The organism is Rhizobium sp. BK538 (genome assembly GCF_014197575.1).
In the GTDB taxonomy this organism is placed as follows: domain Bacteria; phylum Pseudomonadota; class Alphaproteobacteria; order Rhizobiales; family Rhizobiaceae; genus Rhizobium.
On sequence record NZ_JACIFT010000026.1, the window covers coordinates 62,423 to 81,834 of the forward strand.

General features: G+C 61.1%; 19 protein-coding genes. 10 read left to right on the plus strand and 9 right to left on the minus strand.

The genetic code is table 11. The features are described from left to right. Positions 1–80 precede the first annotated feature (80 nt). Entirely contained in the window at positions 81–800 is a 720-nt protein-coding gene (locus tag FHX09_RS25550; RefSeq protein WP_183722718.1) for an anti-sigma factor, read from the minus strand. Next, on the minus strand, positions 797–1,336 hold the full coding sequence (locus FHX09_RS25555; RefSeq protein WP_007802034.1) for a sigma-70 family RNA polymerase sigma factor: 540 nt from the start codon (positions 1,334–1,336) through the stop codon (positions 797–799). The genes FHX09_RS25550 and FHX09_RS25555 overlap by 4 nt, the downstream gene beginning before the upstream one ends. Before the next feature lie 133 nt (positions 1,337–1,469). Here FHX09_RS25555 and argB point away from each other — a divergent pair, with 133 nt between their 5' ends. Next, entirely contained in the window at positions 1,470–2,357 is an 888-nt protein-coding gene (gene argB / locus FHX09_RS25560; protein ID WP_007529633.1) for an acetylglutamate kinase, read from the plus strand. 60 nt (positions 2,358–2,417) lie between these two features. On the opposite strand, the gene FHX09_RS25565 is transcribed toward argB, so the two are convergent. Beyond that, the gene (locus tag FHX09_RS25565; RefSeq protein ID WP_132593384.1) at positions 2,418–3,191 is read right to left on the minus strand and encodes an isocitrate lyase/phosphoenolpyruvate mutase family protein; all 774 of its coding nucleotides are present in this window, start codon (positions 3,189–3,191) and stop codon (positions 2,418–2,420) included. After that, on the minus strand, positions 3,188–4,267 hold the full coding sequence (locus FHX09_RS25570) for a trifunctional transcriptional activator/DNA repair protein Ada/methylated-DNA--[protein]-cysteine S-methyltransferase (RefSeq protein WP_132593408.1): 1,080 nt from the start codon (positions 4,265–4,267) through the stop codon (positions 3,188–3,190). The genes FHX09_RS25565 and FHX09_RS25570 overlap by 4 nt, the downstream gene beginning before the upstream one ends. A 101-nt stretch (positions 4,268–4,368) precedes the next feature. Between FHX09_RS25570 and FHX09_RS25575 the strand changes: the two genes are divergently transcribed. Both FHX09_RS25575 and FHX09_RS25580 read left to right on the plus strand, forming a co-directional pair. Beyond that, the gene (locus tag FHX09_RS25575) at positions 4,369–5,076 is read left to right on the plus strand and encodes a pyrimidine 5'-nucleotidase (RefSeq protein ID WP_007802038.1); all 708 of its coding nucleotides are present in this window, start codon (positions 4,369–4,371) and stop codon (positions 5,074–5,076) included. Between the two features lie 109 nt (positions 5,077–5,185). Further along, entirely contained in the window at positions 5,186–5,824 is a 639-nt protein-coding gene (locus FHX09_RS25580; protein WP_132593386.1) for an EF-hand domain-containing protein, read from the plus strand. A gap of 45 nt (positions 5,825–5,869) precedes the next feature. Here the strand turns inward: FHX09_RS25580 and FHX09_RS25585 are convergent, their stop codons facing one another. Beyond that, a complete protein-coding gene (locus FHX09_RS25585) occupies positions 5,870–6,736 on the minus strand; it encodes an LOG family protein (protein WP_007802046.1) in 867 nt (288 codons plus the stop codon). A 192-nt stretch (positions 6,737–6,928) separates the two neighbouring features. Between FHX09_RS25585 and dapD the strand changes: the two genes are divergently transcribed. The 4 genes from dapD (at position 6,929) to FHX09_RS25605 (ending at position 10,453) form a co-directional block, all read left to right on the plus strand. Next, on the plus strand, positions 6,929–7,789 hold the full coding sequence (gene dapD / locus FHX09_RS25590; protein ID WP_132593388.1) for a 2,3,4,5-tetrahydropyridine-2,6-dicarboxylate N-succinyltransferase: 861 nt from the start codon (positions 6,929–6,931) through the stop codon (positions 7,787–7,789). Positions 7,790–7,947: 158 nt separating this feature from the next. Beyond that, entirely contained in the window at positions 7,948–9,141 is a 1,194-nt protein-coding gene (gene dapE, locus FHX09_RS25595) for a succinyl-diaminopimelate desuccinylase (protein ID WP_132593390.1), read from the plus strand. Beyond that, positions 9,128–9,724 (plus strand): hypothetical protein, encoded by a 597-nt coding sequence (locus tag FHX09_RS25600; protein WP_132593392.1) that lies wholly within the window; start codon positions 9,128–9,130, stop codon positions 9,722–9,724. The genes dapE and FHX09_RS25600 overlap by 14 nt, the downstream gene beginning before the upstream one ends. Continuing rightward, positions 9,725–10,453: a serine hydrolase domain-containing protein gene (locus FHX09_RS25605; RefSeq protein WP_348649196.1), complete on the plus strand. Its 729-nt coding sequence runs from the start codon at positions 9,725–9,727 to the stop codon at positions 10,451–10,453. On the opposite strand, the gene truA is transcribed toward FHX09_RS25605, so the two are convergent. The 4 genes from truA to FHX09_RS25625 all read right to left on the minus strand — a co-directional run bounded on the left by truA (position 10,392) and on the right by FHX09_RS25625 (position 14,363). After that, complete coding sequence (gene truA / locus FHX09_RS25610; RefSeq protein WP_132593394.1) at positions 10,392–11,204, minus strand: tRNA pseudouridine(38-40) synthase TruA; 813 nt, start codon at positions 11,202–11,204, stop codon at positions 10,392–10,394. The genes FHX09_RS25605 and truA overlap by 62 nt on opposite strands. Further along, entirely contained in the window at positions 11,204–12,139 is a 936-nt protein-coding gene (fmt, locus tag FHX09_RS25615) for a methionyl-tRNA formyltransferase (RefSeq protein ID WP_132593396.1), read from the minus strand. The genes truA and fmt overlap by 1 nt, the downstream gene beginning before the upstream one ends. Before the next feature lie 111 nt (positions 12,140–12,250). Beyond that, positions 12,251–12,769 (minus strand): peptide deformylase, encoded by a 519-nt coding sequence (def, locus tag FHX09_RS25620; protein ID WP_037084372.1) that lies wholly within the window; start codon positions 12,767–12,769, stop codon positions 12,251–12,253. A gap of 97 nt (positions 12,770–12,866) precedes the next feature. Next, entirely contained in the window at positions 12,867–14,363 is a 1,497-nt protein-coding gene (locus FHX09_RS25625; RefSeq protein ID WP_183722722.1) for a globin-coupled sensor protein, read from the minus strand. Between the two features lie 197 nt (positions 14,364–14,560). Between FHX09_RS25625 and FHX09_RS25630 the strand changes: the two genes are divergently transcribed. The 3 genes from FHX09_RS25630 (at position 14,561) to FHX09_RS25640 (ending at position 19,293) form a co-directional block, all read left to right on the plus strand. Continuing rightward, a complete protein-coding gene (locus FHX09_RS25630) occupies positions 14,561–15,787 on the plus strand; it encodes a DNA recombination protein RmuC (protein ID WP_183722724.1) in 1,227 nt (408 codons plus the stop codon). Between the two features lie 47 nt (positions 15,788–15,834). After that, positions 15,835–16,734: a ribokinase gene (locus FHX09_RS25635; protein ID WP_007802069.1), complete on the plus strand. Its 900-nt coding sequence runs from the start codon at positions 15,835–15,837 to the stop codon at positions 16,732–16,734. A 219-nt stretch (positions 16,735–16,953) separates the two neighbouring features. Next, positions 16,954–19,293 carry a methyl-accepting chemotaxis protein gene (locus FHX09_RS25640; protein ID WP_132593400.1) on the plus strand — a complete coding sequence of 780 codons (2,340 nt, stop codon included), beginning with the start codon at positions 16,954–16,956 and terminating at the stop codon, positions 19,291–19,293. The last annotated feature ends 119 nt before the right edge of the window (positions 19,294–19,412 follow it).

Sequence of the window (19,412 nt, forward strand, 5' to 3'; positions counted from 1 at the left end):
GAATGCCGGCGTTCCGTTGCGGACATGAAGATCTACGGAAGGCTCGCAGGAAGAGTTTCAGCGCGCTTGTTGAAAAAACATTAGCGGCGATGCGTCGTGCCGCTCGCCACGATCGGCCCCGTGACCTGCCCGGTCGGCGAGCCGCCGAAAGGTTCGAGGCTGACGGCGAGGGCCGCGCCCTCGTTTACGCTACCGCGCATATCAGCGGGTATGACCAACTCGCCGGCCTGGTCCGGAGGAAACACGCCAAGCGATCTTGGCGCGCCGCTTGCCGGAACGAGCCAAAGCTCCAGTGACTTCTCTTCAGGCTTGCCGGTAGCAACGGGTACAATCTTCAGTTTTCCGCTCTGCCGCTCATAGGAGGCCAAGAGGTTGACCTGGCTGTTGGAGGCGGTCAGCTCGGCCACAAGTGGCGCGGACGTCTGCGGCGGAGCGACGACGACGGTGGCAATCGTCAGCGCCCCCACCGCAATCAGCAGCGAGACGAGCGCAAGACAGCGCCAGAAGACGATGGAACCCCACAGACCGCGCGCCGGCGTCGGGGCAGCTTCCGGCGTGCCGAACAGCCGCGCTTCGATCTGCTTGAACGTTTCCTGACTGGGGCTGACGATGTCATAATCATCGTTGAAAGCGGAGAGGTTGGTTTCCCATCGGCTGACGATAGCAGCGAACTGTCTATCGCGGCGCATGCGCTCCTCCACAACCCGTCGATCCTTGAAGGAAAGAACACCAAGAACATACTCACCGGCGAGTACCTCGTCGCGGGAGCGGCCTCCCTTGCTCTGATCCGGCGATGTCATCGTTCCATGCACTCTCTCAGTTTCAAAAGGCTGCGACGCAGCCATGTGCGCATCGTGTTCAAAGGGACGCCAAACTGATCGGCCAGTTCCTGATAGCTTTGTCCTTCGACGTAGGCTCTCTTGACTGCCACCGCCCGATCAGCTTCCAACTCTTCCATGCAGGTGTCAATGCGCCTTCCCTCATCCTTGATCACAGTCTGTATCTCTGGGGAAGGATCGTCGTCCGCGAGGTCGTAGGCACTGTCCAATTCGTCGGCAACCGGCTTGCGCGCACGAATGATGTCGATTGCCTGGTTGCGCGCAATTGCCGCGAGCCAGGACGATGGCGCCCCGGAGCCCGCGGCAAACACGCCGGCGCGCTGCCAGATCTTGACGTAAATTTCCTGCAGCGATTCCTCAGCGTCCGTCCTGTCTTTCAAGATACGCAGGCAGATGGAGAAGAGTTTCGGACTCGTCTCACGATAGAGCGCGGCAAAGGCCTTGCGATCGCCGATCGCAACGAGGCTTATCAAATGTGCGATTTCGTCGCTGGTCATCCCATGCCTCTTGCCAAACGCTCGCCCCCTCGAACCCGCTCGCCAGCACATACGGAAAACTAATGGTCTCTAGATTATTCCATCTGTCAAAAACTTGAGATAAAAGGCCGCGATCAATTCTGCGGGGTATCCCATGAACCAGTCCGAAAGCGAAACTCAGGCACGCCTCCTTGCGCAGGCCCTGCCCTTCATGCAGCGTTACGAAAACAAGACGATCGTCGTGAAGTACGGCGGCCATGCCATGGGCAATCCCGAGCTCGGGAAGGCCTTCGCAAGCGACATCGCTCTGTTGAAGCAATCCGGCGTCAACCCGATCGTCGTTCACGGCGGCGGCCCGCAGATCGGCGCGATGCTGACGAAGATGGGCATCGAATCGAAATTCGAAGGCGGCCTGCGCGTCACCGACGCCAAGACGGTCGAGATCGTCGAAATGGTTCTGGCCGGCTCGATCAACAAGGAGATCGTCGCGCTCATCAACCAGACGGGCGAATGGGCGATCGGCCTTTGCGGCAAGGACGGCAACATGGTCTTTGCCGAAAAAGCGCAGAAAAAGGTCAAGGATCCGGATTCGAACATCGAGCGTGTGCTCGACCTCGGCTTCGTCGGCGAGGTCGTCGAAGTCGACCGCACGCTGCTTGACCTGCTAGCCCGCTCAGAGATGATCCCTGTCATCGCTCCGGTCGCTCCCGGCCGCGACGGCGCGACCTACAACATCAATGCCGACACCTTTGCAGGGGCGATCGCCGGTGCGCTGAACGCCACCCGCCTGCTCTTCCTGACGGATGTTCCCGGCGTTCTCGACAAGCAGGGCAACCTGATCAAGGAACTTTCCGTGGCGCAGGCGCACGCGCTGATCGCTGACGGAACGATTTCCGGCGGCATGATTCCGAAAGTCGAAACCTGCATCGATGCAATCAAGGCAGGCGTGCAGGGCGTCGTCATCCTGAACGGCAAGACCGCCCATTCCGTGCTGCTCGAGATCTTCACCGAGCATGGCGCGGGAACGCTGATCGTTCCCTGAGCCCTTTTTCTTTTACGCAATTCCGGACGGAAAACCCTTTACACTTTTCCTGGAATTGCTTTAGCCCGCGGCGGCATAGACCGCCGCGGCTGCCTCTTTCAGCTTTTCCATCATCGCCCGGTAGGGTCCCGGTCCGTAGCTGATGCGGCAGACGCCAAGTCTTGCGAGCGTCCTCACGTCCGGCGCACCCGCTCTCATCATGATGTTAATCGGCAGGTTTGACGCGGCGCAGATTTTCTTGATCAGGCCCTCGTCAATCAGCCAAGGCACAAAGAAGCCATTTGCACCAGCTGCAGCGTAAACCTTGCCGCGCTCGATCGCTTCGTCGACCAGATCTGCATGCTTGGAGAGATCACCTTCGCGCAAGAACAGATCGGTGCGCGCATTGATGAAAAAGGGTATGCCCCTTGCATCAGCCATCTCGCGAATGGCCCGGATGCGGGTTGCCTGTTTCTCGACCGGGTGCAGCCCCTCGCCGCCGACCACCTGATCTTCGAAGTTGATGCCAATGGCGCTCACGTCGATCAGCTTGGCGACATTGGCGGCTGCCCCGGCCGGATCGGTCGAGTACGCTCCTTCGAAGTCGACGGAGAGAGGCAGGTCGTTGACTGCCGTAATCTGGCGAACCGTTGCTACCAGCGCATCCAGCGGAATCTTCTCACCATCCCCATAACCTTGTGCTGCGGCAACCGACCAGCTTCCTGTTGCCAGCGCCTTAGCACCCGCCTCGGTCACTGCCTTCGCTGTTCCGGCGTCCCATATGTTGTAAAGGACGACAGGATTGCCCTTTTGATGGAGCGCGCCGAATGCCTTTGCCTTCTCAGCCTGATTCATTGGATCTCCTCCACAAACAATCCCTTGGTCTTCATCTCATTTTCGTGTCGCAAAAGCCATTGCTTGCGCCAGAGCCCGCCGCCATAGCCAGTCAGTGACCCGTCAACGCCGATCAGCCGGTGGCAGGGGATGACAATCGCCAGCTGGTTTGCCCCATTGGCCCGGCCGACGGCGCGCACCACTTGCGGGTTTTCCATGCTACGCGCAATGTCCCCGTAAGCGCGTGTCTCACCAATGGGTATGTCCATCAGCTTCGACCAGACCTCGCGTTCGAAGGCCGTAGCGAAACCCAACGCGAGCGGCGTGCGGAACGTTGCGGACCTGCCATCGAAATAGGCTTTCAGCTCGGCGCCGATTTGATCAATCGCCGATGTGCGGCCGGCCGCGACCGTGGAGCGGGTCTTGCGCTGCAGTTTCTCCAGCTCCGCCGGCAGTGCCTTGCGGTCGTGGAATTCGAGGAGATGCAGATGCGTCTGGTCGGCCACCGCAACCATGGGGCCGAGCGGCGTTTCGAACCAGTCGGCAAACAGGAGATCGCGGTTCTGCGACATCGCAGGCGCTTTGCCGATCAGCCGCTGAAACGCGGCGCGGAAGCCGCTACCCGATTCATATCCTGCCTCGATCTGGGCATCGATGACACGGGCGCCATTCGCCAGTTGCTTTGCCGCCTCGCCAAGACGGCGATAGCGGGCAATATCGAGAAACGTCATGCCGAGGGATCGCTTGAAAGCCCGCCGCACGGTCGAGGGATCGTAGCCGTGCGCGATCAGATCGTCTTCCGTCCATCGCGCTGCGGGATCACGGTCGAGCGCCGCGAGGAGTTGCTCGACAATCGGCTCCCGACCCGCCTCTTCCAACGGCCGGCACCGCTGGCACGGCCGAAATCCGGATTGCATGCAGGTGGCGATCGAATTGTAGAAGAGAGTGTTTTCCCGCTTCGGCTTGCGAGCGGGGCAAGTCAGCCGGCAGAAAATACCCGTTGTCTTGACGCAGACATAGGCAAGGCCCTCATAGGCCGGGCTGCGGGCAATCAGCGCATCGTACAGCGCGTCGTCATTGGGCAGATCAAAGAGCATGAGGCGTTTTACCATCCCTTCCGCGCCGCGTCCGCCGCAAATCGGGCATCTATTTTTTCTTGCCGATTTCCTTGCCCGGCAAGCCGTGCCATAACGCCCCCATGACCAAGATAGATCGCACGCCGACCAAGGCGGACTTCTCGCATGTGACCGAGTGGGTTTTCGACCTCGACAACACCCTCTACCCGCATCATGTCAATCTGTTCGCGCAGATCGACAAGAACATGACGGCCTACGTCTCGACGCTGCTGCAGATGGAGCGCGACGAGGCACGCAAGCTGCAGAAACAATACTATCTCGATCACGGAACGACCCTGCAGGGTCTGATGATCCACCACGGCGTCGATCCGAACGACTTTCTCGAGAAGGCGCATGCAATCGATTATTCGAGCCTGACGGCGCAGCCCGAACTGGGCGCGGCCATCAAGGCCCTGCCGGGTCGCAAGTTCATCTTCACCAATGGCAGCGTCAAGCATGCCGAGATGGCGGCCGGCGCGCTCGGCATCCTCGAGCATTTCGACGATATTTTCGACATCGTGGCGGCGGACTTCGTGCCGAAGCCGGCGCAGGCGACCTATGACAAGTTCGCGGCACTGAAGCGGATCGAGACCGGCAAGGCGGCGATGTTCGAGGACCTGCCCCGCAATCTCAAGGTTCCAAAAACGCTTGGCATGCAGACTGTCCTGCTGGTACCGAACAATCTCGAGGATACGGTTGTCGAATGGTGGGAAAAGACCAGCGGCGAGGATGATCACATCGACTTCGTGACCGACGATCTCACTGATTTTCTTGCGAAGATTGCCGGCTAGATTACTAAAGTTTCATCCAGCTTACCGATCTTTAATTGGGCGATTTGTCACATCGGCCCTACCCTTTCGTCTGTGATCCCATTGCGATTGCACATTGAAAGGAGCTGAAATGTCTCGGAACAAACTGATACTGGCCGCACTCTCCTCCGTCATGATCGTCGGTGCCGCAGCCGGCACCAGTTTTGCTGCGTCTCACGACAAGAAGCATCATCCGCCTCGCCCGCAACACGGCATGGGCATGATGATGGGACCGCGCATGGGCGCGATCCGTGAAGTCATCTTCGTTCGCATGCTGAAGCAGTTCGACACGAACAAGGACGGCCAGATTTCCAAGCAGGAAGCCAAGGACGGCATGGAGGCAATCTTCATTGCCATCGATACCGACAAGGACGGCTCGCTGACGCCGGGCGAAATCCGCAAATACCGCGAAGCCCAGATCGCCAAGGCGAAAGCCCCCGCCGATGACGCCACGGATGACGATGCTACGCCGATGGCGCCGCCGCCGGATGCCGACAACGCCCAGCCAGCCCCACCGCAACCCGGCCCCGACGGCCGACCGGATCGCCGTGGCCTGCATGGCGGCATGATGCGAGGCATGATGATGATGCAACGCTTCGACACCGACGAGAACGGCCAGATTTCCAAGGAGGAAGCCGAAGCCGCGTTCGACAAGTTCTTCACCTGGATGGACCACAACAAGGACGGCGTGATCTCGCTCGACGACATGCCGGATCGCCCGTTCCCGTAAGCAAGCACTTACCGAGACCAAAGCCCGCCACCCTTGGCGGGCTTCCTATTCGTGCCGCTCGTAAAAATCCTCGATGATCTTCCACGCTGCATCGGCAGTGTCGACGAAGCTGATCAGATCGACATCGTCCGGCGCAATCGTTCCGAACTCCGCAAGCGCCTCGAAATTGACGATGCTCCTCCAGAACTTTTCACCGAACAGGATGAGCGGCATCTTTTCCATGCGGCCGGTCTGAATCAGCGTCAGGCACTCGAAGAATTCGTCGAGAGTGCCGAAGCCGCCGGGAAAGACAGCGATTGCCTTAGCGCGCACCATGAAGTGCATCTTGCGGATCGCGAAATAATGGAAATTGAAGCTCAGCTCCGGTGTCACGTAGACGTTCGGCGCCTGTTCGTGCGGGAGCACGATGTTGAGGCCGATCGAGGGCGCGCCCTCATCGGCCGCGCCGCGATTGCCGGCTTCCATGACACCAGGGCCACCGCCGGTGACGATCACATATTCACGAAAATCGAAGCCGGCCGAATATTTCGAGCATAGCCGAGCAAACTTGCGCGCCTCGTCGTAGTAGACCGATGCCGCCTCAAGGTTGGCGCGCTGCACCTCATTGCGTGCTGCCCAGGCGCTTTGGCCCGGAGCGGGAATGCGAGCGCCGCCAAACATCACGACTGTCGACCGGATGCCGCGTTCAGCCAGCATCATCTCGACCTTCAACAATTCGAGTTGCAGCCGGATCGGCCGCAGTTCCTCGCGACACAGAAACTCTTCGTCGACATAGGCAAGGCGATAGGACGGCGACAGCGTTTGCGGCGTTTTCGGCACAGCTTCTGCGCGGTGCTTGTCGGTTGCGCTCGTCTTCAGCGGGTCCCAGACGCCGTCCTTGCGCCGCAGCCTGCCGTTTCTTGCCTTTGCCATGTCGAAATGCCTTTCAGTACAGCCGGCCAACACTGCCGGTATGTCGTTTCATGCTTGAATCGGGAGAATTACTATGCCCCGAAAAATCATTCCATTTTACCCTTGCATGCGATAGAGCAGATCGCATCCCGCCAATCACAATTCCCGGAGGCTTCGGTCTCCACGATAGAGACCGAAGTTTAAGGAATTCCCATGAGCGCCACCGACCTTTCTTCCCTCGAAAAGACCATCGAAGCGGCCTTCGACAACCGTGACAACGTCAATACGTCGACGAAGGGTGAGGTTCGCGACGCGGTCGAAGCAGCACTCGAACTTCTCGACGGCGGTAAGGCGCGCGTTGCCGAGCGTGGTAGCGACGGCGCCTGGAAGGTCAATCAGTGGCTGAAGAAGGCCGTGCTTCTCTCGTTCCGCCTGAATGACATGGAAGTCATCAAGGGTGGTTCGGGCAATTCGACCTGGTGGGACAAGGTGCCGTCCAAGTTCGAGGGGTGGGGCGAAAACCAGTATCGCGCCGCCGGCTTCCGCGCCGTTCCGAACTGCGTCGTGCGCCGCTCGGCCTACATCGCCAAGAACGTCGTGCTGATGCCGTCCTTCGTCAACCTCGGCGCCTTCGTCGACGAAGGCACGATGGTCGATACCTGGGCGACTGTCGGCTCTTGCGCCCAGATCGGCAAGCATGTGCATCTCTCGGGCGGCGTCGGCATCGGCGGCGTTCTGGAGCCGATGCAGGCCGGCCCGACGATCATCGAAGACAACTGCTTCATCGGCGCTCGTTCGGAAGTCGTTGAAGGCTGCATCATCCGCGAGGGCTCGGTTCTCGGCATGGGCGTCTATATCGGCAAATCGACCAAGATCGTCGATCGCGCCACCGGCGAAGTCATGTACGGCGAAGTGCCGCCCTACTCGGTGGTCGTCGCAGGCTCGATGCCATCGGGCAATGCCACCATGGCCAACGGCCTGCCGGCGCCGCATCTCTACTGCGCCGTCATCGTCAAGCGCGTCGACGAAAAGACCCGCTCGAAGACCGGCATCAACGAACTGCTACGCGACTGACAAGTCTTGAGGTTCCAGCGGTCTGCGTGTCCCGGGCGATACGCACCGCCCGAACGCTGACGGTCGGACTTGATCCGGCAAAATGACGGCACATTTCAACAAGGCGGCATCGCCGCCTTGCCTTTTCTTTGCCACCACCGCTGGATAGTTCCACTCCCATGACCGCTACCGATCCCGTCGCCAATCTTCAGACCCTGATTCGCTGCCCGTCCGTCACGCCCGCCGAGGGCGGCGCGCTTTCGGCACTCGAGGCGATGCTGTCGCCGCTTGGCTTCAAGGTGGACAAGGTGAAGGCGACTGCGCCGGGAACACCCGATATCGAGAACCTCTATGCACGGCTTGGCGATGACGGCCCACACCTGATGTTTGCCGGGCATACCGATGTGGTCCCCGTTGGCGACGAAGCCGCCTGGACACACGCGCCCTTTGCCGCCGAGATCGCGAACGGTGAACTGTTCGGGCGTGGCGCCGTCGACATGAAGGGCGGCGTTGCCTGCTTTGTTGCGGCCATCGCGCGCCATATCGAAAAGCATGGCGCGCCGAGGGGTTCGGTCTCTTTCCTGATCACTGGCGACGAGGAAGGCCCGGCGATCAACGGCACGATCAAACTATTGAAATGGGCAGCCGAACGCGGCGAACGCTGGGATGCTTGCCTCGTCGGCGAGCCGACCAACCCCGATAAGCTTGGCGACATGATCAAGATCGGCCGCCGCGGCTCGCTCTCCGGCAAGATCACCGTGCACGGCGTCCAGGGCCATGCCGCCTATCCGCATTTGGCCGACAACGCGGTGCGCGGCATCCTGCAGCTGACGCAAGCACTGATGGACCCGCCGTTCGACGGCGGCACCGACAACTTCCAGCCATCCAACCTCGAAGTGACGACAATCGACGTCGGCAATCCGGCGACGAACGTCGTGCCTGCCAAGGCGACGGCGAGCTTCAACATCCGTTTCAACGACACCTGGACCGCCGAGAGCCTGCAGCAGGAGATCCTACGCCGGCTCGATGCCGCCGCGGACGAAGGCGTGCTGCGCCCCGGCCGTGCGCCGCTCAAGTACGACATCATCTGGGCGGAGCGGCCGAGCCACGTCTTCCTGACGCGCAACAATGCGCTGATCGCCTCGCTTTCTTCCGCCGTCGAGAGCGTCACCGGCCAGTCGCCGAAGCTCTCCACCACAGGCGGCACCTCCGACGCCCGTTTCATCAAGGATTATTGCCCCGTCGTCGAATTCGGTCTCGTCGGCCAGACCATGCACATGGTCGATGAACGCGTCGCTGTTTCCGACCTCGACCGACTCACGGTAATCTATGAAACCTTCATCGAGCGCTGGTTTGCGAATGCCGGGCTTTAGGGAAGTTCAGTACTATCTCGCCGGAATCTGGCTGCTGATCCGCATGGATCCGCGTGGCTTCCGTTTCCTCGACATGTCGGAGCGCGGCGTCAACCGTTCGTTCTGGGCGATCTTCTGGTGCCTGCCGCCGATGGGAATCTCGTGGCTCTGGTGGCGCCAGGCCTTCCTGCAGACGATGCCGCCGCATACCAATGTCGGCGCCCTCTTCTATTTCCGGCTCGGGCTTGTCGAAGCCGCCAATTGGTTCGTCCCGCTGGTCTTTGCGGGCTTGTTACTGCTCGCCTTCAAGAAGGGCGAGCGTTTCGCGCCCGTTATCGTCAGCGTCAATTGGCTGGGCGTGCCGCTCTCCTACATCAACGGGTTGATGCTCGCGCTGGTCTTCTTCCTGCCACAGGTGGTCGGTCTCGTCTCGCTGCTGCTCTTGGCCTTCATGCTTGCGCAAGTCTTTGCGATCGCACGCATCCTGAGGATGATCTTCTACGGCCAAGGCCTGATGGTCGGCGCACTCACACTGGTGCTGCTTGTGCCATCGCTGATGCTGTCGGAATACCTGCAGCGCTTTCTGGGCATCTATCCAATATAGATCCGCCCGAATCGTTCTAGGCGCTATTCGATCTCGATGGATGTGCTCGGCGGCGTCATCGAAAAAGAGACCGGCGGCCCGCTGGGCGAAGCAGTCGCCGCGCTCGTCACGCAACCGCTCGGACTTTCCGATACCGCGTTTCATGTAACGGATCGCGGTCGTCTTGCCGTCCCCTACAAGAATGCGACGCCGGGACCCGAGCCGATGGCGTGCGAGGATTCGGTCGTCACCTCTTCCGGCGTGATCCGCTATTCGACGGAGCGCATCCTCGATCCTCACAGCTATCACTCCGCCAGCGGCGGCATGGCAGGCACAGCCGAGGACATCCTCGCCATACTCGAAACCGTTAGACGTGGCGGAGCGCCGCTGCTTGATGCAGACACCGTTTCCGCAATGGTCCACGACCAGACGAACGGCCTTACTGAGCTTGCGCGACCCGGGCTCGTTTTCGGCTACGGCTGGGCTGTTGTCACCGATCCGGACCACTCCGACTTGCCGCTGGCGCGGGGAGCGCTCCAGTGGGGCGGCGTCTACGGCCACTCATGGTTCGTCGATCGGGAAAGGAAACTGACAGTGGTGGCGCTTACGAACACAGCGCTCGAAGGATTGTTCGGCGCCTTCCCGCTGGATATCGGCAAGGCCATCTATCGGGGCGCTGTAGGCCGGGTCATGATAGGTCGTCACCGTCATCGCTGTCGCCGCCCACCAGCCGCGGGCGGCGATCGGTGATCACCGCCGGATAATCCACCTGCATGAAGTAAAGTCCATCCGGGGGTGCAACGGGACCGCAGGCCTTGCGGTCGCGGGCATCCAGCGCGGCACGGACATCGTTCGGCGTCCATTTGCCCTCGCCCGCAAGCTTCAGTGTTCCCGCGAAAGAACGGATCTGGTTGTGCAGGAAGCTTTGGGCGGTGGCGCGAATCTCGATCAATTCGCCGTTTCTTGTCACGTCCAGCCGATCGAGCGTGCGGATCGGACTGTTGGCCTGGCAATGGGCGGAGCGGAACGTCGAGAAATCGTGCTTGCCGACCAATGCCTGCGCCGCTGCATGCATGGCCTCGTGATCGAGCGGCTTCGGCACCCACCAGGCCTTACCGGCCTCAAGCGCCAATGGCGCGCGACGGCTGATGATGCGATAAAGATAGTGGCGCCGCAGTGCCGAGAAGCGGGCATCAAAGAACTCGCTTGCCGCTTCCACACTGATGATCGCGACGCGCTCGCCGGCCAGCTTGAGATGGGCGTTCAGCGCGTTTTGAAGCTTGAAAGGCAACCATTCCCTGGCAAGATCGGCATGAATAACCTGACCTGTAGCATGAACGCCGGAATCGGTTCGGCCCGCCCCACGGATCGATACCGTCTCACCGCTTGCCGACAGGATCGCCTTCTCGATCGCGCCCTGAACGGAAGGTCCGTTTTCCTGCCGCTGCCAGCCGACGTAAGGACCACCGTCATATTCGACGATCATGCGATAGCGATGCATCAGGACAGCCTCGTGCCAGATGCGAGCGATGTCCCACGCAGGAAGTCGGCAGTCGGCAACTGCTTGCCGCCGGCCTTCTGCAATCTAGTCAGGCGAACGGCGCCGGTTCCGCAGGCAACGACAAGATCGTCTGTCAGCACTTCGCCGGCGCTGCCGCTGCCTTGCGCAAGCTCCGAGGCCAACACCTTGACACGCTCAGGCTTGTCGCCAATTGCCACTTCGAGCCATGCGCCCGGAAATGGCGCCAGACCGCGAATGTGGTTATGGACATCTATAGCGTCTCGCGAGAAGTCGATCCGCGTCTCGCCCTTGTCGATCTTGGCGGCGTAGAGCACGCCGTCCGAAGGCTGCGGCGTCAGGGGAAGATTGCCCGTCTCGAGCTTGACCATTGCCTCAGCCATCGCCTTGGCGCCGACATGCATCAGCGCGTCGTGCAACTCCCCGGCCGTAGTGTTCGCGCCGATCTCGACTTCGCTGGTGAGGGCCACCGGGCCGGTGTCCAGGCCCTTGTCCATCTTCATCACCATCATGCCGGTCGTCTGATCGCCGGCCATGATCGCCCGCTGGATCGGTGCAGCACCCCGCCACCGCGGCAGCAGCGAGGCATGACCATTATAGCAGCCGTAGCGCGTACCGGTCAGGATCGCCTCCGGCAGCAGCAAGCCATAGGCCACGACAACGGCAACGTCCGCATCGTGAGCCTTGAAGCGTTCGCGTTCTTCCGGATCCTTGAAATTCACTGGCGTAAAGACGGGGATACCGAGCAGTTCGGCAGCCTGATGCACAGGTGACTTCTGCAGATCGAGGCCACGTCGTCCGCCCGGCCTTGGCGGTTGGCTGTAGACAGCGAGGATCGTATGCCCGGCATCGACCAACGCTCGCAAAGTCGGAACGGAGAATTCGGGCGTACCCATGAAGATGATGCGAAGCGACATTTTATCCCGCCATGTTTCCGGTCAGCCTCTTCAAACGGGGTTTCGAGCGTCAGATCAAGCCGTCGGATCGCAATCGGCGCACCGCAAGCCGGCTGCCGGCGCAACTCAGAGCTAGAGCGCCTTCGCCGACTTCGCCGCCTTGGTGAACTTCTTGATCACCATGTCTCGCTTGAGGCGAGAGATGTGGTCGATGAAGAGTACGCCATTCAGGTGATCGATCTCATGCTGCAGGCAGGTCGCGAGCAGGCCGTCGGCCTGCACCGTCTGCTCCTTGCCGTCTCGGTCGAGATATTTCACGGTGACGGCCGCCGGGCGTTCGACTTCGGCATAGTAATCAGGGATGGAAAGGCATCCCTCCTCATACACCGAGCGCTCGTCGGACGATGCGAGGATCTCCGGATTGACGAATACGAGGGGCTGCTTCTCTTCGCCTTCACGGGAAACGTCAATGACCAGCATGCGGCGCGGCACGCCGATCTGGATGGCAGCAAGGCCGATACCTGGCGCGTCATACATGGTTTCAAGCATGTCGTCGGCAAGGCGCTGGAAATCGGCATCGACGCGCTCGATCAGCTTGGAAACCTGACGAAGCAGCGGATCGGGGAGAATGATGAGTGGCTTGATGGTCATGGCGTTCCCATAACGCATCTTTTTCCAGGATGGAATTATCCGGTAGGCGGGTGGAGCGCTTTTTTACGCTCCAGCCCGGAATTTAGCCGCATTCCCGTCAGGCGGCGCGGCGCGGAGCGGCTATCGAACGATGTCCGACGCCCGTGCGGAAGCGCTGCAGCAGCGCCACCAGATTATCGACCTCGCCGCGAAGGCGCCGTGTCTCGGCTGAGGTATTCTCGACCATACCCGAGTTCTGCTGCGTGATCGTGTCCATGTTGCGAATGGCGACGCTGACCTCGTTGACACCGGTAGCCTGATCGCGTGCCGCGGCGGCGATATCGGCAACGAAGCGGTTGATGATATCGATGCGGTTGATCATGTCGTTCAGTGCCTCGCCGGTGCTGCTGACGATGTCGACCCCTTCGTTCACCTGTGACGAGCTTTCCGAAATCAGGTTCTTGATCTCCTTGGCCGCATCGGCGGTGCGTTGCGCGAGTTGGCGGACTTCTTGAGCCACAACGGCAAAACCTTTGCCTGCGTCGCCGGCACGCGCAGCTTCAACGCCGGCGTTCAGCGCCAGCAGGTTCGTCTGGAAGGCAATCTCATCGATCACACCGATGATCTTTGCGATCTCGGTCGATGACTTTTCGATGCCGGCCATCGCGGAAACGGCGCTGGTGACGAGTTCGCCCGAACTCTTGGCCTTCTGTTGTGTCTCGCGAACAGCACCGGATGCCTTTTCGGCGTTTGCGGCCGTCTGGCCGACGCTGACCGAGAGTTGCTGCAGTGCCGCCGAGCTTTCCTCGACGCCGGCGGCTTGCTGCGCCGTGCGCAATGCAAGATCATCCGAGGCCTTGGCAATCACGTCCGTGCCCCGCAGGATTTCACCCGAAGTTGCCCGTACCGACGCGAAGGACGTACGAAGAGCAGCGACCGCGCGATTGTAATCGTCGGCCATGCCCTTGAAATTGCCGGGGAGGTCGGGCGGTAGCGTCGCCTCGAGATCGCCGTTCGAAAGCGCTTCCAGGCTGCGGCGAAGATGATCGAGGGCGATTGCCTGATCCTGCTCGGCTTTCGCCCGCTCTTCGTCCAGCTTGCGGCGCTTCTCTTCAAGTGCTTCGAGGTAGACCGAGATCGAGTAATCCATATCGAGCATCGCGGCCTTGATAACGGCGGCGAGCTTCTCGGCCAGCACCTTGCCCTGCTGCCTGGCGAACATCGAGGGCCACTGCTTGGCCATGAGGCCCTTCACGAGTTCGCTCATCAGCAAGGCATAGCCACCGATGTACCAGCGCGGTTCGAGGCCGATGCGGGCATGCGTCTTGCCAACCGCAACCACGCCTTTCACATAGGCCTCGTCGAAGTTGCCGCCGGCCAGATTGGCCCAGTGATCTTCCTGGCGCTTCTTGGCGTGCCCCATATGCGCCTTGTCGGCAAAGAAGCCCGCGACCTCGGATGTCTTCGCCAGCTTCGCGTAGAACTTGTCGAGGGCGCCGCCGAGCAGCTCCGCGATCGCCGGGCGCATCTCGCGAAGCGCCGTGCGGGCTCCATCATCCAACTCGATGAAATCGAGGCGTTGCTTGAGCGCGCTGTCGGACTGCTGGCTGGTCATGATGTCTCTGCTTTGCGATTGATGCTGAAAGGAAAATTGAGCAGAGCTTTTGCTCAATATGGTTGAGCAATGGTTAAATGCGCTTCCGATTCGTCAGCTGCCGTTTGCTCTCTGATGTCATCTAGTTTGCCGGAAAGCTTGTGGGTTGTTCACGTTTTGATCTGGATATCTCATTTGAGTTTGCTATTGTTGCCAGCATGAACACCAGCTCTGAGTCGTTTCTCCTCGCCCTGTCGCAGATAAGCCCCGCCATGCTGGCCCTTGCCGGAGGCGCAATCGCCGCGCTGATCCTGCTTCTGGCCGTCCTCCTTGTCCGCAGCGGACAGGTGCGGCGCGAGCAGGCCGAGGTCGCGAACCTTCGTGCCGCCGAGACGGACGCCCGCATGGCCGAGCTTCTGAAGATCCAGGCCGAGATCCATGGGCGCATGTCGACGATGGCCGAAGTGTTCGGCTCGAGGCAGTCCGAACTCAACCAGGCGATCAACCAGCGCCTGGACGGAATGTCGCAGCGCGTCAGCACGACGATCAGTGAACAGACCAAATCGACGCACGAGAACCTGCAAAGGCTGCAGGAGCGTCTTGCCGTCATCGATGCCGCCCAGAGCAATATCCAGACGCTGGCGAAGGACGTCGTCGGTCTGCAGGCGATCCTCTCCAACAAGCAGACGCGCGGCGCTTTCGGCCAATCACGCATGGAGACGATTGTCGCCGATGGCCTGCCGATGGGCGCCTATGCATTCCAGCAAACGCTGTCCAACGGCTCGCGTCCCGACTGCACGATCCGCATGCCGAACGGCGCGCCGCCGCTGGTGATCGACGCGAAATTCCCGCTCGAAGCCTGGAACGCGATCCGAGACGCGGGCGGACCGGATGGAGCCAAGGTTGCGTCGCAGCAGTTCCGCCGCGACATGGAGACGCATATCCGCGACATCTCGGAGAAATACCTGATCCAGGGGGAGACGCAGGACACAGCCTTCATGTTCGTGCCGTCGGAATCGATCTTTGCCGAGATCCATGAGAATTTCGAAGCGATCGTGCAGAAGGCACACCGGTCGCGCATCGTCATCGTGTCACCTTCGCTGCTGATGCTCTCCATCCAGGTCATTCAGGCCGTGCTGAAGGATCAGCGAATGCGGGCCCAGGCGCATGTCATTCAGGGCGAGGTCGCGAGCTTGATGGACGATCTCGGCCGCCTCGACGAGCGCGTGCGCAAGCTGCAGAGCCATTTTTCCATGACCCAGAGGGATGTCGACCAGATCCTTACCTCCACCGATAAGCTCACCAAGCGCGGCGCGAAGATCGAGGCTCTGGAATTCGAGGGCGGCGACAGCGGCAAGGCCACGGCACGAGATAATGACCCGGCGCCGAAATCCGTCGACAGCCGCAGCGGGCTTCTCAAGCTCAGGGTGGTTGACGACGAGTAAGGCCTTCGGGCAGTGTCGCGCCTAAGAAAAGCATCGGACGGGACACCATGATCACAGTTTTCGGCTCCATCAATATGGACCTCATCGCCACCACGGCGCGCTTGCCGAAGCCCGGCGAAACGGTCGCTGGCAATGGCTTCTCGACGGCGGCAGGCGGCAAGGGCGCCAACCAGGCGCTTGCCGCGCGACGCGCCGGGCGCACCGTTCACATGGCAGGCGCCGTCGGTCGGGATGGCTTCGCAGAGCCGGCGCTCGTATTGCTGAAGGAGGCCGGCACGGGGCTTGAAACCGTCAAGCAGGTCGACGAGCCGACCGGAACCGCGCTGATCCTGGTCGGTGGCGACGGCGAAAACATGATTGCTGTTGTGCCCGGTGCGAACGGCACGATGACGCCGGGCGATGCCGATGCAGCGATCGATGCCATGAACAAAGGCGACATCCTGATGCTTCAGCTCGAAGTGCCGGTTCCGGCCGTCGAGCGGGCGCTGGCCGATGCCCGCGCCAAAGGCGTGACGACCGTGCTCAACCTTGCCCCACTGATCGACGATGCGCCGCGCCTCGGCCGCCTTTCCGATATTGTGATTGCTAACGAAACAGAGTTCGAGCGCCTCGCCGGCCAGGAAAACATGGGGGCAGATGATCGCGAAGCCGCACTGAAACGGCTGAATGCGGAAACTGGGCAGACCTTGATCGTAACGCTCGGCGCAGACGGCGTGATCGCGATCCGCAATGGTGTCATTTCCCGTGCCAAGGGGTTGAAGATCGAGCCCGTCGATACGGTCGGCGCCGGTGACACCTTCTGCGGCTACTTCGCGGCGAGCCTGGACGAAGGGCTGGATTTCGAGGCCTCCCTGCGGCGTGCGGCCGTCGCCGGCTCGCTCGCTTGCCTGAAGCAGGGCGCCCAGCCATCGATCCCCTCGAACGCCGAAGTCGCAAACGAGCTATAGGGCAATTCGTCCCGCGACATAGCGTAGCGGCTTGCCTCAGGTTCCATCGATTTTCGTTGGATTTCATTCAAATTTAAGAGGTTTCCGACGATGTTCCAGCATCACCGGATCTCTCCCAGGGACCGGCTTCTGTAACCGCTGCTCCATGAGGGGGCGACGCCCTTCTCCCTGTGCCGATGAATGCCCTCGTCCGGCACATCCTTGCTCCCCGAGGAATCCATGTTCGTCTTTCGCATGAAATCGCTTGCAGCCAAGCTTATCCTCATTACCGGCATTGCCATCGCCCTCGTCCTCCTCGTTTCCAACTTCTTTCTCATCGGTGAGACGCGCAACCGCGTCCAGACACTCACCATGGACCAGGCCAATCTGGAAGCGAAGTCGATCGCCAACGAGGTCGCCTCTTCCGTCGGTGAACTGGCAGGGGCGGCACGCTCCATGGCTGGCGCGATCGGCCGCGGTCAGGAGGGCAAATATCTCGACCGCAAGGCGGTTCTCGACATGCTGAAGGCAAACGTCGAGCGTAACCAGTTCGCCTTCGGTAGCTGGTTCGCCGAAGAGCCGAACGCCTTCGACGGACAGTCGGCCAGCATGGCTGGCAAAATCGACTTCGGTGCCGCGAAGGATGGTACTTTCAACCCGTACTGGACGAAGAGCAAGGATGGCGGCTTCACCTTCTCCACGTTCGAGTCCGACTACAAGGCTGCCTGGTACGCGCTCGCCGCGCAGAGCATGAAGGGAGCGCTCACGCCGCCCTATGCTGAGACGACGACCGGCGAGAATACGGCGATGACCTCGATCGCCTATCCGGTCGTGTCCGGCGGCAAGCTGATCGGCGTCGGCGGCGTCGATATCTCGCTGAAATCGCTCCGCGACAAGCTCTCGACGCTCCACCCCTTCGGCTCCGGCCGCGTCACGCTACTCTCGCAGACCGGCAAATGGATCGTCGCGCCGATCGCCGATCTCTCGATGAAGGATTATGACGGCGAAGGCGCGGATGCGGTGAAGAGTGCGCTCTCGACGCTGCAGCCTGCGGTCGTCAAGAACCTGACTTTCGACGGCTACGAACCCTTCGACCGCGTCGTCTATCCCTTCGCCCTGCCCGACGTGAACACGACATGGGTGATCCTCGTAGACGTGCCACACACTGCCATCAACGCGCCCGTTCAGGATCAGACCCTTATGATGGTCGTCGCAGGCATCCTCGTGCTTACCGCAGTCATGATCGCCCTCTACTTCGCGGTCCGCGCGTTCGTTCAGCGCCCGATTGGTGGTCTTGTCGCCAGCGTCAAGGCGCTCAGCGACGGGAAGTACGAGCATCCGGTTGCCGGCCAGGGTCGCGCCGACGAAATCGGCTCCGTTGCCAAGGCCCTTGAAGGCTTCCGCTTTGCCCTCGCCGACACGCAGCGCCTTGAAGCCGAGGCGAACAACCAGCGTGACGCAGCTGAGGCCGAGCGCGGCCGGTCGGAGGCGGAGCGGCAGCAGTCGGTTACGCTGCAGCGTCACATCGTCTCGATCGTCGGCTCCGGCCTGTCGGAGCTGTCGCAAGGCAATCTCGGCCATCGCATCACCGAGGACTTCCCTGGCGAATACGCCAAGCTGAAGCAGGATTTCAACGCGGCGCTCGAAAGCCTCGAGGAAACCATCAAGACGATGAATCTCAGCGTCGTGAACATCGGCTCCGGTACGAGTGAAATCAGCGGCAGCGCCTCCGATCTCGCCAAGCGCACCGAGCAGCAGGCAGCAAGCCTGGAAGAAACAGCGGCAGCGCTCAACGAGCTCACCGCACAGGTTAATTCGAGCGCCGAGAATGCCCGTACCGCTGCCGATAACGTCAACCTCGCCTGCGAGGATGCGGAGAAGTCGGGCGAAGTGGTGCGCAAAGCGATTGCTTCGATGCAGGGTATCGAGCAATCCTCCACCGAGGTTTCGCGCATCATCGGCGTCATCGATGAGATCGCGTTCCAGACCAACCTGCTGGCGCTGAATGCCGGTGTCGAAGCAGCACGTGCCGGTGAAGCCGGCAAGGGCTTTGCCGTCGTCGCGCAGGAAGTCCGCGAGCTGGCGCAGCGGTCCGCCAATGCCGCGAAGGAGATCAAGACGCTCATCAACACCTCGGCCGTGCAGGTCAAGGAAGGCGTCGATCTGGTTGGCCGCGCCGGCGACACGCTGCACAAGATCTCCGAGCAGGTGATGGGTATCAATGGCCTCATCCGCCAGATCTCTGCCTCGGCCAGCGAACAGGCGATCGGCCTCAAGGAGATCAACCAGGCCATGAACCAGATGGACCAGGTTACCCAGCAGAACGCCGCCATGGTCGAGGAAACGACGGCAGCCAGCGTCACGCTCAACGATGAAGCCCAGACGCTGAAGCAACTCGTGACACGCTTCCGCGTATCCGGCATGGGTCACGCTGCGGCACTGCGCTCGACGGCTCAGCAAATGCGCGCGCCAACCGGCGCACCGACGTATCGCCAGGCAGCAGCAGCGGCACCACGGCGCGCGGTTCCTCAAACGCACGGCTCAGCAGCGCTTGCCCAGGACAACTGGGAAGAGTTCTAAGCCGGATTCGACCACCTGAATCGGGTAGGAGGGAGCCTTGCGGCGTCCCTCCTCCCACACGACCGTGCGAACGGTTCCGTACAGGGCGGTTCATGAAGCGTTGTTTAGACGTCTGAGTT